Here is a 19,161-nt window from a genome sequence, read left to right on the forward strand (position 1 = left end):
CGCGCATTGCTTTTCGTTTTTCGCACCCTAATATCATCTCCTTGCGTTGCCTGAGTTAGAATCGGTCAATGGGAGGCAAGAATGAACCAGAGACAAATCGGAACGGGTGTTCACCGTGCGCCAGTCGCGGAGGCGGTCGAGCGGCGGGTGATGTTCGCGGTATCGTTCGGCACGAGCGCGACCCTGGCACCGATCGGCACCAACACGCAGGACGTCGCCGTCGCAGACCTCAATGCCGACGGCAAGCTCGACGTGGCCGCCGTAACCCTTAGTGGTGGCGTGAGCGTGTTCGCTGGCAATGGCGATGGCACGTTCGGCGCACGTGGCGATGTCGACCTTTCCGCGACCGTCCCCGACCTGACCGTCATCAGGGCGGCGGACCTCAACGGTGACGCGCTGCCCGACCTGGTCGTCACCGGCGCGACGCGCGGCGACGTCGCGGTGCTCATCAACCTCGGAGACCTTTCGTTTGCAACCCCGGTGACCTACGCGACCGCTGGCGCCACGTACGACGTCGACTTGGCCGACTTCGATAAGGATGGGGACCTCGACCTCGTCTACTGCAGCGGGACGACCGCGATCATCGGCATCCTGCTCAACGACGGCGCCGGCACGTTCATCGCCGGCGCCACCCGCACAACGGCCGCCCCCTCGCGAGCCATCGCCGCGACCGACTGGGAGCTGGACGGCGACGTCGACGTGGTCGTCGCCACCCGCGACGGCGAGAACGCCATCGCCGTCCTGCTCAACGCCGGTGACGGCACGCTGCCCACCATCCGCAAGGCGCAACGGATGGGCTCCGCCAAGGCGATCGCCCTGGCCGACTTCAACGGCGACGCCAAGCCGGACGTGTTGTCGTTCAACGAGATCGGGCGCCGCTTTGCCTCGTATGGTCTCGAAACCAACTTTCAGGACGCCATCCGCCGCTCACGCATCTATGCTGAGATGCGGGGCGACCCCGTCGGCGGCGACTACGTCGATTACGATCAGGACGGCGATCGCGACATCGTTGTGCTCTACGCCAACGGTCGCCTCGTCGAGGTGGGTCAGCCCCGGCCATACACCTATTTCGATACCGAGCTATTCGATGGTTCTCCCGCCAACCGCTTCGCGACCGCCGACTTCAACGCAGACGGTAAGCCCGACTTCGTCCTCGCTACGGCAGACGGGCTAATCGTGCTGCAGAATGGTTCGTCCGGAGGTGGTGGTGGCGGCGGTGGCGGCGGTGGCGATGGCGTTACGCCCGGAGATACCGACCGCGATGGTGTGGCTGGCGAGCCGGCAGCGCTGGACCTGGCCATCACGAAGCTCACGTTGCCACCTGTTTTCGTCCCGGGCGACAAGGGTAGCGTCACGGTCGGCCTCACCAATGCCGGCGACGCCACGGCCAGCGGGCGCGTGACGGTCGAGCTGTTCGCGTCGGCCGACGACACGATTGACGACGGCGACGCGCCGCTCGACACCGGCACCGCGCTGGCCAACCGGCCCGTGCGCGTCGCCGCCGGCCGTACCGCGTCGTTAACCGGTCGGTTCGTCGTCCCCGCAGCGCTGGCCAACGGTTCGTACTCGGTGCTGGCCAAGGTCACCCCGCTCGATGTGGTCGGCCTGAGCGAACCGGCGACCAGCGCATCTACCCAGACGGTCCAGAAGGTCACAAGCTTCGGCCAGGTCGGGGACCGCCGGAACGTCCGGTACACTTTCACGGATGCCGACGGCACGCTCGTCACCTACGCGCTGAGCGGCGCCGGCACGGGCGTCGTCAGCGACGACGGCACGTCGGTCACCCTGGATGGCACCACCGCCGCGAGCCGGTTCACCGCCACCACCCGTGCTATGCGCGCCACGTCGGGCAGCGATGCCCTGACGTCGATCGCAAACCTCACCGTCAACGGTCCGATCGCGGGCATCACGGGTAAGGGGCTGCAACTGAGCGGCTCGTTGAGCGTTGGCGACGTGCGGACAGTCGTGCTGGCGGACCTGATCGGCGCGACCGACGACGTCGCAGTGACGCTGAGCGGCACGACGCCCGTGTCGATCACGCTCGGCAACGTCCGGAACGCGGTCGTGATCTCGACGGCGGGCATCCGGTCGCTAAGGGCCGGCAGTTGGGCCGCCGGTGCGTTCGCCACTGATCGGATCACCGCGCCGTGGATCTCCGCTCTGACCGTCAAGCAAGGCTGGGCTGCGGACGTCGTACTGAGCGGAATTGGGGCAGCCGGGGGGAACGCGCTTGGCAGCGCGCGGATCGGCCAAGGGCTTAACGCGGCCCTCTGGTCGGTCGCTGGCAACGTTGGCGCGGTCACGGTGGGTGGCGACGTGGCCAACGGGTGGGTCGCGAACATCGCGGGCAACCTCCGGTCGATCACGACGAAGGGCAACTTCACCGGCGGCAGCCTCGCCGCCGCCAACGTTGGCACGTTCGCGGTCACGGGAGACGTGTCGGGCTCGACCGTTCGAGCCGGCTGGTACTTTGGTGCCGATAACCTCGCCGACACGCCCGACGATACCGGCGTCGTCGGCAGCATCGCCCAGGTGGCGATCCGAAACAGCCTGGCATCGTCAAGCTTCTGGGCGGGCGTCGACACCATCGGCGAGCCAATGGCGGGCGGGCAGATCAGGCGCATCGGCGCAATCGAGACGGTCGCGCCGACGGGCGTGGAGTTCCGTGCCGCCACGCTCCCGCGAACCGTCCGCTTCGACGGCGTGACCCTCGCGACGGACGAGGACCCGCGATTCGTGACGATGGCGTAAGGGGTGATCATCCGGCATCGTCAGACGAGCCAGTTTCGAAACCGCAACTGTCGGAAGGTGTCATCCCGGAACACGAAACTTAAGGCATGTTCGGCGAGGGGCCGCCCGGCGGAGCTCGGTTCTGCAGACCAGCAATTGGTAGTTAGGACAGAATGAAATGCACAGTGTGTCGAGGCGAGGCTGAAGCGATATGCAAGTTTTGCGGTCGCGCCGTGTGCTTGCAATGCGCCGCCGCGCGCGAGTACCGCAGCGGGGCGGTACCGAAGTACTTCACGCAGACCGCCAAGAGCGCGATCACGGTCAAAGACGCCGTTTGGTGCAGACGCTGCGAGGTCGAGTCGGCCTAGCGGTCGCACATCTACGGCGTGGCGCGTCAACCGTGGTGCCGCGCCGGCCAACGTACGCGTACACTCTGCGATACCATGCCCACGCACTTCCTATTCTCGGCCCACCCGTTGCGCGCTTCGCTCGTGGAGGAAATGTTCGGCGACCAGTACGGAGCCGTGCAGGCCGCCGGGTTCACCGCCTCCGTCTGTCCCGACGCCGCCCTACGTGCGGCCCGCCCGCTGCGCGATATCCCCGCCGGGGCGACCATCGTGTATCGCGGCTGGATGCTCAACGCTGGCGACTACGCCCGCCTAGCCGGTGCGGTCGGCGACGCGGGCGCAGGCCTCCTGACCTCCCCCGCTGCGTACCTGGCCGCCCATCACCTGCCGAACTGGTACCCGCTGATTGAAGCGTTCACGCCAGAGACGCGCGTGCTGACGATGGGCGACGACCTGGAAGTTCAGCTTCGGTCGCTCGGCTGGGACGCGTTCTTCATTAAGGACTACGTCAAGTCGATCAAGACGTCCGACGGCTCGATCATCCGCGACCCATCGCAGATCGGGCACGTCGTTTCCGAGATGGAGCGATTGCGCGGCGAGGTCGAGGGCGGACTGTGCGTCCGTCGGGTCGAGCCGTTCGTCGCCAAGACGGAGCGGCGATACTTCGTATTACAGGGCAAAGCGTTCGGGCCGGACGACGAGCCGGTGCCCGAGTTGGTCGCGCAGGTCGCTGAACGAATCCCGTCGCCGTTCTTCTCGGTCGACGTGGTCGTTCGAACGGACGGAGCCCTGCGGATCGTGGAGGTCGGCGACGGACAGGTGTCCGACCTCGTAGGCTGGAGCGCCGAACGCTTCGCGGCCATTTGGCCGCGAACTTCCGAAGCGGCGGGTTAGACCGCCCCGCCGTTCTGCGACGGTTTCACTACCGCTCCCGATCGTGGCGGATCTGACGGGCGCCATAAGTCCCAAGGCTTCGCCTTATGAACTAAACGATGCTCCCCACAGGCGGGCTGAGGACCAGCCGGGTGATGCGGTCGTCCTCCGGGTTGCCGCGGGTGTCGCGGGCGAAGTTGCTGTTGCCCGGTTGTGGGTCGCGCGGGGCGCCGGTGTTCTGACGCCACTGCGGGTCCTTCTGGGTGTACAAACCCAGTTCGCCGGTCGGCTCGGCCAGCGTTTGGTCGGCACCGGCCTCCTTGCCCAGCGCCAGCAGGAACGCCTGCACCTGCGGCGAGGGCGAGCGGGAGACCGTCGGCTCGCCAAAGGCGCTGAAGGGGACGAGGTAGCTGTTGAACTCGCCGGACCAGTCGTACAAACGGTCGGCCCCGGTGTTGGCGATCAGCACGTCCAGCCCGTCGCCGCCGTAGACGAAGTCGGCATCGGCGAACGCCGGCGCGTCGGGACGATTGTTCAATCCACCGGCGGTGTCGTGGTTGTCGTCGGCGTTCATCACGTCGTCGCCCTGGCCACCGAAGAGGCGGTCGTTGCCCGTGCCGCCGACGAGCCAGTCGTGGCCCCAATCGCCGAAGATGCGGTCCTTGCCGTCATTCACCTTGACGCCCTGCGCGTCGATCGCGTCGAAGTTCAGCAGGAAGCCGTCGATCCGCCGCATCGGGTTGTTCGCGTCGTACGCCGCCAGCTTGCGGGTCGACGCGTTGTAGCCCAGCACGTTGAAGTTGCTGACGGGCAGCGTGTTGTAGAACGCCGCCGTCGCCTCGGCGCCGCTGACGGCGTCGTCGCCAAAGCCGGCGTGGAGGAAGTCGTCGCCAAGGCCGCCGTAGATCACGTCGTTGCCGCCCTTGGTCACGGCCAGCAGCTTCACGGTCTTCTGCAGTCGGCCATTGATGTAGCCCCAGAACCCGGTCGCTGGGCCGGCTTCGGAGTAGTAGGTCTCCTTGGTCGCCGTGGTGACGCCGCTGAGCGTCTCGGTGAGCCCGTTGCGGCTGGTGAGGACGATGCCGTCGTCACCGATCACACCGTCCTCGCCGTTGCCACCGTAGATGCGGTCGTGGCCGGCGCCACCGATCAGGTCATCGTCCTGACCGCCGCCGAACAGCACGTCGTTGCCGGCTTGACCGAGGATCGTGTCGTCGCCCGCCTCGCCGTGCAGCAGGTCGTTGCCACCGATGTCGCTTGCCGCCCCACCGGCGGTGTAATCGACGCTCTGCACGCCGCGGACGACGATGCCGAGCGACGCGTAACGGTCGTAGTTGAAGTGGAGGAAGCGCCCGTCGTTGCCGATCAGGCGGAAGATGTTGCCGTTGTCGCCAAGGATGACGTCGGCGTCATCGGCGTGACCATTGGCGGAGGTGTCGCCGGCATTGTAACGGTCGAGTTGCGTGCCCGAGCCACCGTAGATCGTGTCGTTGCCGTCGGGCCGCTGGGCGGCGATCGTCAGGCCGTACAGCGACGAGCTGCCACCGATCAGGTCGTCCTGGCCGCCATTGCCGTAGATCACGTCGGCGCCGCCGTTGCCCTCGATGTAGTCGTGCCCGTCGGTCGCCGCGCTGGCCGGTGCCACGCCGAGCACGCCGTCGCCTTGAAGGACGTCATTGCCCATTTGGCCGAAGATCTTGTCGTCACCCGCGCCGCCAGCGATGGAATCGTTGCCGCTCGTGCCGGAGGCCACGGTCGTTGAATGGTCGAACAGCGTGAACGTGCGTTCCAGCGCGGCGCGTGGGTCGAGCTGGGGCGCGGTCGTGACGTTCGGAGCGCCAGTGGCGTTGTAGAGCGTCGCGCTGCTGAGCTTGCGGATGCGGGTGCTGAGGGCGCTGGCGTTGCGGACGATCTGCGCGTTGTCGCCGGCGATCGCATCATTGCCGGCGCCGCCGTCGATGGAGTCGCCCGCGTCGCTGCCACCGGCCACGTTGTGACCGCCGATGATGTCGTCGTCGCCCGCGCCACCGCGGATCGTGTCGGCGCCCTGTTGGCCGAGCAGGATGTCGGCACCGTCGTTGCCGTCGATCACGTCATCGTTGCCCAGCGCAGCAGCGGTGTCGGTCGACGTTAGCGTGAACGACATGTTGCCGGTGCTGACGGGCAGCGTCGCCGCGTCGATGGCGCCGGTGAGCATGCCGTGGTCGCCGAACACCAGGTCGTTGTCGGCCCCACCGGCGATGGTATCCCGGCCGTTGCCACCGAGGACGATATCGTTGCCTGCGCCGGCCACGACCGTGTCATTGCCGCCGAGCGTGGGGTCGATCGTGTATATCTTCGACGCGAGGCGCTCGACGCCGTCGGTACGGTCTGCCGGGACGTTCGGCGTGACGGCGGGCGCGTCGCCCGCACCACCGATGATGGTGCCAGCGCCGAACTCAGTGCGGCCGGTATCGGCGATGATGACGTCGGCAGCAGCGCCGCCGGTGATCGTATCGCTACCCAGGCCACCGAACAGGTACAGAGACCGCGTGGAAGCGGCGCCGTTCAGCACATCGTCGCCCGATTGGCCGTTGGCGACGAAGAAGCCGTCGGTCGCGCCAAGGTTAATCGTGGCCGTGTCGTTGCCGGCCCCCGTGTTCAGCGTGGTAATCGTGCGCCCGCCGGCGGTGTTTAGCGTACTGCTGACGGTGGCGTTGTCGGCACCTTGGCCCGCCCACACGGTAATGCCACCGAAGAAGTTGCCGGCGGCGACGTAGGTGATGTCGCTAGGTGCCAGACCGGTAATCGACGAACGCGTCAGGACGACGCTGGCGTCTCCCGCGGTGGCCGTCGAGTCGCTGACCATCAGCGTCTGGGTACCTGCCCCGCCATTGATGTTCAAGTTGGCCGCAAGGTCGTTCAAGTTGCCGAACAGGTAAGCCGGAGTCTCGCCAGCCTGCACGTTGGCCGAGTTGGCGACGTAGATGCGGTCATTGCCGCCATTCGTATTCAGGTTGGTAACGGCCGACGTGCCGCGCACGTTGAACACGTCGCCGGCCGATCCGGCGTCAATGTTCAGCGTCTCCAGGGCCGCGTAACTGATGACGGCCGGGCTTAGGCCCGACAGCGTCGTCTGCGTCAGTACGCCCACGGTGATGGCAGTCTCGGCGCGGTCGTCGACGTTCATCATGTCGGCGCCGCCTTGCCCATCCACCAACAGCGTTGCGGCGATCGCGTTCACCGTGCCACCCACGGCCGGGGCGAGGCTACCGACGTTGATCACGTCGTCGCCGGCGCCACCGAGTACCACGGTCGGCGTCTTCGCATGAATGCTACGAATGTTGAGCGTGTCGTTGCCGCTGCCGAGGCGGACGTCGAGCGATTCGAACGTGGCATAGGCGATGCCGGATGCTCCCATGCCCAGACCCGTGACGGCCGTGGCGGTGACCATGCCCGTGTTCGCGGCGGTGTCGCCGGTGTCGTCGATCAGCAGCGAGTCACTGTCGGCCGTCGCATCCTGGTTCGATCCACCCGCCAGCGACACGACGCCCTGGATCTTGTTCACCGTGCCGCCGAGGACGGGGGCCAGGCTGCCGACGATGAACGTGTCGTTGCCTTCGTTGCCGGTTGCGCTAAGCGCCATCGTGCCAAGCACGCCGCGGATGTTGAACGCGTCGGCACCGAAGTTGCCTTCCAGGTCAATCTTCTGCACTTCGCTGGTGGTGACAGCGTTACCGAGGCGGTCGACGGTCATGTCGACGTCGAACGTGTCGTTACCGCGCTTGCCGCGCCCAAGGATCGCCTCGACGCCGGTGAAGCTCGCCTCGCGGCTGCCGACGACTGTGATGGAATCGGCCGTGACGACGAGGTGATCGTCCAGCAGCGAGCCGTTGACGATCAGCGTGTCGAAGCCTTCCCCGCCGTTGATGATGACCGGCGCGTTGGCCAAATACTGAATGAGATCCGCGCCGACGCCACCGGTGACGGTGGAGGTGCCGACGTTGTCGACGGCGGTGTTCAGTTCGAACGTATCATCGCCGTTGTCACCGTTGAGGGTGAGTTCGGCCTTGTTGCGGTTGACGAGGAAGTAGTCGTTGCCCTCACCGCCGTTGAGAGTGGTGGCGAGGCTGACGCCCGCGATGTCGGCACCCTTGGTGGGCACGCCATCAATAACGTCATCCTGCACGAAGCCGTCTTCATCCAGCACCGGCCCGATGCGGAAGCGATCGGCACCGTTGCCGGCGTCGACGTTGACCTTCGCGCCGGTGTCGACGAGCACCATGCTGTCGTCACCCGCACCCAGCATGATGTTCAGCTGTTCGGCGGTGCCGTAGGTCAGCAGACCGCCGGTGCCGAAGAGGCCGCTCAGCGTGACCTTGGTCAGCAGCGCGGTGTCGCCGGTGGTGTCGGCGCGGTCGTCGACGTTGATGGTGTCGTTCCCGTCCTCGCCGTTGATCGTCAGCCCGGCGGTGATGGTATCGACGGTGCCGAACGCGGTCGTGCCGGCGTAGGAGCCGACGTTGATCGTGTCGGCATCGCTGCCGGCATTGATCGTGGTCTGTGCGGCTAAGCCGCGGAAATTAATCGTGTCGTTGCCGGCGAGCGTGCGCACGACCGTCTGGTTGCCGGCGGCCACGTTGGCCACGGTCACCGTATCGGCGTCAGCGTTGGTCTCGATCAGCGTGCTGGCTGCGTTGACCGCGCCCAGCACGTTTATCTTGGCACCCACACCTGCATCGGCGTTTCCATAGTCGGCCAGCAGCGTGACGGTGGTCGCCGCCTGAACCGTAGCCCCGGCGGTGATCGTGAGGTCGTCGCCGCTGCGTAGCGTGACGGCCGCACCTGTCGAGCGAACGGTCGCGCCGGACGTGATCGTCAGGTCGTCGCCGGCCGTGGCGGCGTCGGTCGTCGTCAGCGTGATGTCGCCGGTAGCGTTCACGTTCTCGTTGACCGTCAAGGGGCTCTTGGTCGTGATCTGAGCCACGCCGGCCGACGTGACGCCAACCATGCTGCTCGCGCCACCGATCGCCAATGCGCCAGTGTTGACGACGAACAGCCCGCCCGAGCCAACGTTGGCCTCCAGCTTGGCAACGCTCGTCTCGATCGCGTCAGCGGCGGTGCCAAGGGACGGAGCGTCGGTGACAACCAGCGCCGCGGCGGTGATGTCGACCGCGTTCGCGTCGGCATCGTCAAGTATGCCCGCGGCGCCCTTCAGTGTGACCGTGCCGCCCGTGGTGATGGCATCGATCGTGAGATCGCCGGCGGCTTCGCTTACCAAGATGTTGCCCGTGGCTGTCACCTTCAGCTTGCCGGCGGCCGCATTGGCGGTGTTGATGCCCAGCGGCTGGGTGGCCGTGCCAACGGTGGCCGCGTTCAGCGTGACGCTGTTACCCGTCACGTCGGCCGCGAGGTCGGCGCTGGCTTCAACGATGCCCGCCGTGCTGGTCAACGTGACGTTGCCTGCGGTGCTGGTGATGTTCCCTGCGCGTAGGTCGCCGGTCGTCTCGCTGAGGTAGATGTCGGCCGGTGTCGACGCGTCGATCGCTCCGTTGCCGACGTTCGTGCGAACGGCCTGCGTGGTGCTGCCGATCGCGCCGGTCGCGACGAGGTTGATGTTCTGCCCAGCGACGACGTGTGTGTTGTTCCCGCCGACGATTGCGCCGGCGTTGTTGCGAAGCGTGGTCGTGCCGTTCGTGCTGCTGATCGATTCGGCCAACGTCAGCGCCGAGGTGCTGGTGTTGGTTACGTTGACGTTCCCATTGGCCGTGATCGTACGCAGGTCCCAAGCCGCCGACGCGCTGTGCTCGGTGGCGGCCAGGATCGTGTAGGAAATTGAGATGTTGCCGTACGTGAACGTCTTGGCAACGGGCGCGATGACGATGCCCGTGCCACCGCCGAGCGTGAGGTCGACGTTCCCGCCCGCCGAGATGCTCTTGATGATCGACTTGTCGTCGAACGAGTACGCGCCACCGGCCAGCGTGACGTTCTCGCTGCCCTGCCGCGTAAGGGACAGCGCGACGTTTCCACCGGCCGTGGCAGTGATGGAACCGTCCTCAGTGCGGAGGTTGATCGGCAGCGCGGTCGTGCCAATATTGCCGGCGTCAGCGGTGAGGATGAAGTCGTCGCTGCCGACGAACTTGCCGTTCGACTGGCTGATGTTGCCACCCTTGTTGCGAATGGTGCTGACGCCGGTCGGGTTGGAGATGTCGCCGGTCAAACGGACGTCGGTCGCCTTGTCGTTGTAGATGTTCAGCGCGGCCGGCGCCGTGCTGCCGAGGTCGGTGTTGTAGGTGTGGTCGTTGCTGGCCGTGAAGGTGAGGGCGGGCTCGGGCGCGCCGCTGCCCTGGAAGTCGATGTCGCCGATGACGAAGTTCTTGTTCGAGTAGTTCTTCAGGTCGACCAGATCGAGCGAGCGGTCGAGGTAGATCGTCCCCGCACCGCTGAGCGTGCCGCCGCCGGCGTTGGTGCTGGCGACGAAGCTGGCGGTGCCGCCGTTGTCGTTGAAGATGTCATCGACGATGACGTCGCTGCCGCCCACGGTCGCGCCCACGTTGCTGTCGGCGGCGATGGTGCCGTCGGCGTTCACCGTCAGCTTCTTCTCCGATTCGCTGGTGACGTACAGCCCGCCGTCGAAGGCGATGTTGGCCAAGTCGGTGATGACGCCGGGGCTCTGCTCGTTGGTGCTTTCGACCTTCAGGGCCTTGGTGACGGCCGAGACGATCCAGCCGATGATCGGGATGCTTTCGACGACGTTCTGGACCGTGTAGGCCGTGGCGTCGGAATCCTTAACGTACGTGTTGGCGGCGTAGCTGGTGAGCGCGGCGGCCTTGGTGTACAGCTTCGCGCCGCTCTTGACGTTCACGTCGGTGTGGGCGTTGATCGTGTTGTCCGCTGTGGTGCGGGCGCGGCCCGAGAAGCCGACGACCTGCGACTTCGCCTGCGTGTTGGCGTCGGAATTGTTCTGCCGGGCTTCGATCGTCAGCGTAGCCTTACCGGTGACGGTGGCGCCGCTGTTGATCTCGACCAGTGCATCGGTGTTCAGGCTGATCTTGCTGTTCGAACCGGCCGACGAGTCGGCCGCGTAGGTGTTGGTGTCGGTGATCGCGTCGGCTTCCATGTGCGGCGCGACGGCCTGCAGGTAGACGTTCTGGCCGCTGATCTTGGCGTCGGCGCCAACGCGCACGACGGCGTCGGAGTTGATGTAGATATCGGCCGTGCTGTCGGCATAGCTGGCGAGGCCGCCGGCGTCCATGTCGGTTTCGGCCCGGGTGTGGGCTTCAGTGATGGCCTTGATCGTCACCGTCGTACCGGCGGTGACCACGGCGCGGGCACCCACGGCCGCCAGCACATCGTTGTTCAGATCGAGGTCGGCCGTCGTGTTGGAGCCGCTGACGACTCCACCGGCGCCGGAGTCGACGAAGATGTTCCCCTTGTTCCAGGTGTCGGCCAGCACGGTGACCGCGCCATTGGCCTTCAACGATGCGTCGGCGGCGATGGTGGCATGTGCGTGGGCGGTGATGCGAACGTAGGCGGCATTGATGCCCGCGGCGAGGGCGCCGTAGGTGTCGCCGTCGGACGTGGCGTTGGCGTACGTATCGGACTCGGCCTTAACTGTCGCGCTGCCACCGACGGTGAGCGTGGCGTCTCCAATGGTGGCGTCGAGCGTCGGGTTGCTGGTGGCCGTGGCCGTTGCGCCGTTGCCGCCGACGAGCCCACCGACCGCGCTGGTGGCGTCGGACGTGGCGTTGGCGATCTGTTGGCTCGACGCATTGTTGACCGGCTTATTGATGGCCTGAACGGTCAGGTTGCCGCCGGTGCTCATCGTGACGTTGTTGCCGATGGCTGCCTGTAAGGTCGGGCTGGCATTGGCGCTGCCGATGCTGACGCCAACGCTGATGCCACCGATGTTGATGCCGTAGGCGTCGCCGCGTGCGTAAGCTGCGGCCTCGGATTGGACGGTTGCGCCGCCAGTGGTATGAACGATGGCACTATTGCCGATCGTTGCGCGCGACTGTGGCGTCGAACTGGCGCTGCTGTCGGCACCGCTGCCCGACACGATGCCACCGACCGCGGCCGTCGCGTCCGACTGAACGAGCGCGGTGGCGTTCGACTTCACCTCGACGCTGCCGACGGTGCTTGTCGTGCTCTGGGTGCTGTTGACGCGGGCGTTGCCGCCGAGCGTTGCGACGGCCGAGCCGTTCTCGATCGCATTGCTGATGACGACGCCGACCGCGCCTGCACCCACTGCCGCGCCGGTGGCGCTGGCGTGGTTGTCGGATGACGTGGTCGCATTGACCGCGAGCGAACTGGCGCGGGTGACCGCACCATCCAGCGAAGCGGTAGCGTTGGTGGTGCTGTTGAGCTTCGACACCGCCGCGCCCAAGCCTACAACGCCGGCCGCGCCGGCGAGAGACCTGGCGTCGGAATCGTTGAGCTTGCCGGTGGCCAGGACGTTGACCGCTCCGCCAGCGTCGATCGATGAACCCGTGGCGACCGTCGCAGTGGCCGACGGCTTCACCGAGCCGATTGCGACCGACCCGCCAATGCCGAGCAGACCGCCCGCGGCAGCGCCGGCGAGCTGCTTGAGTTGCACCGTATCGTCGGCGGTGACGTTGACCGCCCCACCGGCGACGATCGTCGCGCTGGTGCCGATGCTCGCGGTCACGCTGCCGGTGGCCGGCGTCGTGCTGAGCGGGGTTGCGACGCTGACCTTCGACGTCTCGCCGCTCGCCTTGGCCTTGGCCACTGCGACGAACGACTCGCTGCCGTAATCGCCGCCAAGTTGGTTCGTGCTGCTTTGGCTGTTCAGTTCGCTCGTGGCATTGCTGCCACCCTTGCCGTTGACGGCCGACAACGCCTCGCCGCTGAGCGTACCGCCGATGTATACCACGCTGACCGCGCCCTGCACGCCCACGAGTCCGCCGCCGGCGGCGACGGTGATGATGTTCACGCTCTTCGTGCCGTCCGCGTCGACGGTGACGTTCCCACCCGCGCTAACGGCGGTACCACCACCGATGACGGCCGCGGTGGAATTCTTGATCGTCGTCACGTCGACCGACGCGCCAGCGCCCAGTACGCCGCTGCCGGAGATCGCGCCAATCTTCGACTCGATGGTCGTGTTATCGACGGCCTGCACGTTCACGTGCTGGCTGGCAGCCTTGTACGAGGGCGTCTGATTGACGGCAGTGGTGCCGGTGAGCTCTTCAATCTTGGCGGTCGTCGTGTTCGACACCGAGTTCACGCTGGTCGTGCCGGCAATGCCCACGTAAAGGCCGCCCGCCGCGGCGGCGCCGTAGCTGACGACGTCGGTGAACTGGTCGGCCTTCACGGTGGTGGTGCCGCTGGCGTCGGTGCTGCTGTCGGTAATGCGGGCAATCGTGGTATTGTCGATAAGGTTAACGAGGACGGTACCGCCCACGCCGCCGCCGACTTTACCGATGCCGATCGAGCCGGCCAGGATGCCGGTGACCGTGCCATCGGCCTGCTTACCGAAGACGACCTCGTCGTCGGCCATCACGGTGAGGTTCCCGCCAGCCTTAACCGTCGACCTGTCGATGGCCGCTTCGTTGGTGGTGTCGACCTTCACGACCGACACGCTGCCGGCCAAGCCGACGGTGAGCGAGCCACCGCCGCTGACGACGATGTTGTTCAGGCGTTCGCGGGTGTTGCTGATTGCCTCGACCGTGCCGAAGGCGGTGACGGTGCTGCTGGTGATCTTGGCCGCGGTGTCGCTGGTGTCGATCACGGTGCCGGCGGTCGCGCCGATGCCCGCAATGCCACCCAAAGCCAAGCCACCGGCCTTGGAATCGAGATCGGCCTTGCTGAGGGCGCGAACGCGGGTGCCCGTGGCGGCGTTACCACCGTCGCGATTGGCGTTGACGGTCGAGCCGCTGATCTCGGCCAGGGTCGTATCATCCCGCAGCGTGACGGCCGCGGTGCCGGCGATGCCGACCTTGATGCCGCCCGAGACGTTGCCGAGCCAGACGTCCACCTCGGCGGTGTCGGTGGCGACCACGCTCAGGCCGCGCACGTTATCCGTCAGGCCGCTGCCGTCGGCACGAGGGATGGCGGTTTCGGCCAGGCCCTTGCTGTTGATGGTGCTGTCCTGAACGAGCGCCTTGGTGGTGTTGCCGATCGTGTTGATCGCCGCCGTCGCGCCGACGCCAGCCACGCCGCCACCGGCGAGCACGCCACCGTAGAAGGTGATGTCGCTGTCGGTGTTGGCCAGTACGTTGACGTTGTCCTGGGCGGTGACGGTGGTGTTCTTAATCGTCGCTTGTGTGTCGTTGGCGATCAGGTTGACCGCGACCGAGCCGGCGACGCCGACCGTACCGAAGGAGACCGAGCCGCTGACGGCGATGGTCTTGATTTCGCCGGTGGTGCCCGCCGAGACGGTGACGGAACTCGTATCGCTGGTGACGGTGCCACCATCGATGGTGGCGTAGGCCTTATCGGCGATGTCGTTGTACGCCGCTGCCGCGCCGACGGCGACGGTGCCGGCGCTGAACGCGACCTGGCCGGCGAGGGATTCGATCGTCGAATCGTCCGTGGCGGTGACGCTGATCGCGTTGCCGGCGACCAGCTTGGAACCGCCATTGACGTGGGCGTCGGCCGTCGTGCGAATCCTGTTCAGCGAGAGCGAACCGCCGTACGCCGAATTGGCGGCGGCGCTGACGCCGGCCGAGATGGACTGGATCGTCGCGTCGTTCTTCGCGGTGATGCTCGTCGCGCCCGTTGCGTTGACGTCGGCGGCCGACTCGAGGCCGGCGGTGGTCGCGCCGCTGATATCGTTCCACGCGCCCGAACCACCGACGCCGGCGTTGCCAAAGTTGACGGCAAGGTTGCCGGCGAGGCTCTTGATGACGCCGGTGTTGGTGGCGTTCAACGTCACGTCACCCGTCGCATCGACGCCGGCGGCGGTTTTCTTGCCGCTGATGACGGCGACGGTCCCCTGGCGGATTTCGTTCAGGGTAAGGGCGGCCGCGCCGGCCATGTTGCCAAGGCTGGCACCGATGGCGGCGGCGATGGCCTGGATCTCGCTATCGCTTGTCGACGTCACGTCGAGCTTGCCGGCAGAGTTCAGATCGCTGCCCTCGATCGACGCCTTCGTGTCGGTGCCGATCTCGTTATATGCGATCGACGCGCCGATGCCCGCCATGCCGCCGAACGCGATCGCGCCGGCGACGGCGACGATCTGCGAATCGTCCTTGGCGGTGATGACCGTCGCGCCGCTGGCGGTCGTGGAGACCGACGAGCTGCCGCTCACGCTGGCGGTGGTGTCGTTGTCGATCAGGTTGACCGACACCGAGCCCGCAAGCCCGACGCCGTTGCCGGCGACCGAGCCACCGACGCCGGCGCTGATGGCGAGGATATCGCTCAACTGTTCCGCGTTGACCGTCAGCGCACCGGCCGCCGATAGCCCGGAATTGTTGATGGCTGCGGTGGTGACGGAGGTCACGTCGTTCATCGAGTACGCGCCGGCGATGCCCGCCGAGTTCGCGCCCGAGGCCGCGATGGCGACGCCACCGGTGACGGTCCGCATCGTGACGTTGTCACGGGCGATGATGCGCGTTGCGCCACCGGCGGTGACTGCGGCGTCCTGAACCAGGGCCTTGGTGGTGTCGTCGATCAGGTTAACCGCAGCGGCGCCGGAGACGCCGATGCCGTACTTGCCGCCGCCCTTCTTGCCTTCCTTCTTCTCGGACTCGGTGGCGTCTTTGTTCACGAACGTGGCGGCAATCGCATGCGTATCGAACGTGCCGGTGTTGGCCGCCAGCACGCCCAGACGGCCACCGGTGGTGAGCGAGCCGGTCGCCTCGTTCGTTTCGCCGATGTTGTTGCCAACGATGGCCTTGGTCTGGCGGTCCACATCGGTGATGACGGCGGTGAAGCCGACGCCGACGCTTTCACCCTTGGCGATGCCGCCGCCAATGTTGAAGACGCTCGACGCATCCTCGGCCGCCACGATCACGTTCAAGTCCGTCTCGTATTCGGTCGCGGTGACGGCCGTAATCGACTCGTCGGCCGTGGTAACCTGCCCGTCGCCGTTGGAATCGAACGAGAGCGGGACGCGGTCTCCGTCGCGGTGCAGCTTGAGGAGCGTCGTGCCCGTGGTGACGACCGCGCCGTCGTCGATCTTTGCGATCGATTCGTTATTGATATCGACGAGCCCGAACGACCCGTAGACGGCGTAATCGCCACCTTTACCGCCGCTCTCGGCGATCGAGATATTCCGCGAGGTGGAGTACGACCGCACCAACAGTCCGCTGGCGTACAAGGTTGCGCCCGACTTAATGACGGCGGCGGCGTGGTTGTCCTGCGTCACCTGAAGGTACGACCCGCCGACGCCCGCTTTACTGCCACCGGCGTTCAAAATCTTCACGCCGAACACGCCCGACAGGTTCAGGTCCTGAATGTCATTCTTGGCCGTCACGGCAACGACCTGCGTTGGTCCGCGGTAGGCGGCCTTCTGGTTCACCTGCGCGCCGGTGTCGATGTAGGCGTCGGCGTCGTTCGTGTACTTCACGAAGTTGATCGAGCCGGCGATGCCGGTCTTATCGCCCTCGGCGTTCGACTGGGCCCACGAGGTGAAGAACCCGTTCTGCAGGCCAAGGTTCGAGTTCAGCTTGTCGAGAACATCGCCGACGCCCTTAATCTGGGCCCACTGAATCTCGTACGGCTGGACGATGCTGGCGTTCACCGCCACCCGGCCCTTGGCGTCCACAACGGCGTTGGAGCCGATGTACGCCTCGGAGTCGTTCTTGAAGATCGCGATGTTGATGGCGGCGCTGACCGAGTTTTCCTTCGTGTTGCCACTGGTGGGCTGCTTTGCCACGATGGCGGCGGAATCGACGGTGCTGGTGGCGCTGGTCTCGGGGACGAACACGAGCGTGCTGTCGACGACCACGTCGCCGTTCTTGGCAAGCACGGTGGCACCGGTGCCGACGCGGGCGACGGAGGTGTTCGTGTCTCCCGCGTACGTGAACGCGGCCGACACGGCCAGTTTCTTGGCGCCGCCAGCTTGGGGCTTCTGGTCAGGCTGCTTTTTGCTGATGAACGACGTCACGCCGGAGGAGGCGCCCTTCACGCCCAGGACGATGCGCGCGCCCAGGCCCGAGCCGGCGCCGCTGACCGAGCTAGTGTCGTTCCGCACGGTCTGGCTTTCGGCCAGCACATGAACGTTCTGCCCCGCCGTGGCGGCGCCGTCCATCTTGGCGGCGTTCTCACTCGTCGACAGGCTGACGGCCACCGCGACGCCGAACGTACCGTCCTCGTATGCGCCGGCGCTGGCGCCCGTGTTGTGATCCTTCCGGACCTTCGCCTTCACCGTGACGCTGCCGTTGTCCGAGTTCAATGATGCACCGGCGGCGACCGTCGCGGTCGACTTGATATCGGCGTCGCTGACGGCAATCGTGATGCTCTGCTCGGCGCTGCTCTTTGCCGCGCCGAGCAAGCCGCGCTTTGCGCTGACGGAGACGGTGCTGTCGGCAATCGTGTTCAGCGACAGGTTGCCGCTGGCCGTCAGCGTGGCGCCGTTCTGCACGTCGATGCGGGCGGTCGGCTTCGACTGCCCGAACGCGAACGCGAGCTGTTTCTCGCGGGCGGTCGTAAGGATGCGGGCTTCGGTCTGGGCGCCCGACTGCACGTCTATGACCGAGCCGACGATGTTCGAACCCGTCCCGATGGTGATGAGCGACGTCGACCTCGCGATCGATAGTCCGATGAACGCGCTGATGCCTTCAAGCACCTCCGGCGTTGCGAAATCGCCCGAGGGGTTCTCGGCATCAAGGTTGTACTCGTCGCTGGTGTCGTTGAAGTCGGCGTCGGTGGTCGCGGTGCTGTAGACCTTCACGACGCCGCCCTTCACGGTGGCGTTGGTGATCGTGATGCCGCTGTCGGCGACCTTGATCCACTGGCGCGCCGAGAAGTATCCATTGTCGACCGAGTCGTCGCCGACGATGTCAATCGAGCCTGCGGTGAACGTGCCGGTCGATTGCGCGAAGACGGCGCTGCCACTGGTGAGCGTGAGGTATTGGCCGCGCAGGTTGACGTTGCCGCTGTTTCCCACCGACGCACCGTTGGCGTGATCGGATCCATTGCCAATGTTTCGGGTAGAGATGAAGTGCGTGCCGGCGAGGCCGAAGTTGCCCTCTGTCGTCAGGCTGACGTTGCCGCCGTTGGATACGACGTTGCCATCGACGCTGACGTCGCCCTCGGCCTTCACGGTGAAGTTGCCCCCGCCCGTGGCGAGCGACTGGATGCGCAGCATGCCGTCGAACTTGCCGTCGATGGTTACGCCACCGGCGAGGCTGAGCGAGTTGATGCCCCCTGCTGACGCGTCCAGGTCCGCCGACCAGCTGGCGCCGTCCGTGCTGTACTCCAGCAGCCCACCGGCCGACCGCAGGTAGATGTCCGACGAAGCGCCGGAGTTGTCGAATGTGACGGTCGTGCCGCTTAACGCGGGCACCACGGACAGCAGCCGCCGCTCCTCGAGCGTCTCGAACGGGTCGCTATGGCGCGCAACGGCCAGGGCGGGGCCATGGCCCATCAGCATGCGGCACAGAGCGTCGTGCGCCCGTGCACGATCACGGCAGATGCGAAGGATGGCCTGGTGACGGAGAAACTTCCACGCAGAGGACGCGTATTCGCGCACAGATATCCTTCGCCGGCCTTGGCCCACAGTTGCCTCTGTACGGCATCACCGCAGCCATGCTGGTCGCGCTTATTTAATAGAATCAAAACGAGAACGGTTCGCCCATCCGCCGCCCGGTTAGCCCACTCCGGCACGACGCGATCACAGCACCCAGGAACAGAAAGGATGGTGGTAGTGTGAGGAACAATACAGGGTGCCAGCCCCAAAGCAAACCGACAACAGGACGCAAGGCCGCCATCGGTCCGCTCCTGTGTTAAATTCGGTAGCAGTTTTCGGAATGGGAGGCGCCTGAGGGGAGCCAACCGCTTTCGGTGCCGACGCGCCACCTTCAGACGAGTCGAGTGGGGCCCGGGTGCGACCACCCTACGGCTTAAATAAGCGGACATAGCCGACGCTCCGCATGGCGGACGGTGGTCAAGTTGCTCGATAGGCGATCCTGGTCGGTCAGCGTCAGCCGGTCGCTGCCGCAGGATTGGTTGCGGTGTCGCCGGCGTTGTTTCGCATTCCTGATGATCGGGCGTGCATCGGGACGACGACGCTGCCTTTGACTCGGTAACCTGGGCACGTTACATGGGG

General features: G+C 66.2%; 3 protein-coding genes. 2 read left to right on the forward strand and 1 reads right to left on the reverse strand.

The features are described 5' to 3' along the window. The first annotated feature begins 81 nt into the window (after positions 1–81). Positions 82–2,751, forward strand: coding sequence for an FG-GAP-like repeat-containing protein (locus VGN72_17285; protein HEV7301123.1), 2,670 nt, complete (start codon positions 82–84; stop codon positions 2,749–2,751). Between the two features lie 422 nt (positions 2,752–3,173). Beyond that, the gene (locus tag VGN72_17290) at positions 3,174–3,971 is read left to right on the forward strand and encodes an ATP-grasp domain-containing protein (protein ID HEV7301124.1); all 798 of its coding nucleotides are present in this window, start codon (positions 3,174–3,176) and stop codon (positions 3,969–3,971) included. A gap of 91 nt (positions 3,972–4,062) precedes the next feature. Here VGN72_17290 and VGN72_17295 read toward each other — a convergent pair whose 3' ends face one another. Continuing rightward, complete coding sequence (locus tag VGN72_17295) at positions 4,063–18,486, reverse strand: hypothetical protein (GenBank protein ID HEV7301125.1); 14,424 nt, start codon at positions 18,484–18,486, stop codon at positions 4,063–4,065. Positions 18,487–19,161 lie beyond the last annotated feature (675 nt).

The organism is Tepidisphaeraceae bacterium, assembly GCA_035998445.1.
GTDB lineage: Bacteria > Planctomycetota > Phycisphaerae > Tepidisphaerales > Tepidisphaeraceae > DASYHQ01.

Bases quoted from the DNA above. Each gene is read 5' to 3' on its own strand.
- VGN72_17285 (HEV7301123.1), top strand. From the start codon at position 82: ATGAACCAGAGACAAATCGGAACGGGTGTTCACCGTGCGCCAGTCGCG.
- VGN72_17290 (HEV7301124.1), top strand. From the start codon at position 3,174: ATGCCCACGCACTTCCTATTCTCGGCCCACCCGTTGCGCGCTTCGCTC.
- VGN72_17295 (HEV7301125.1), bottom strand. From the start codon at position 18,486: ATGCTGATGGGCCATGGCCCCGCCCTGGCCGTTGCGCGCCATAGCGAC.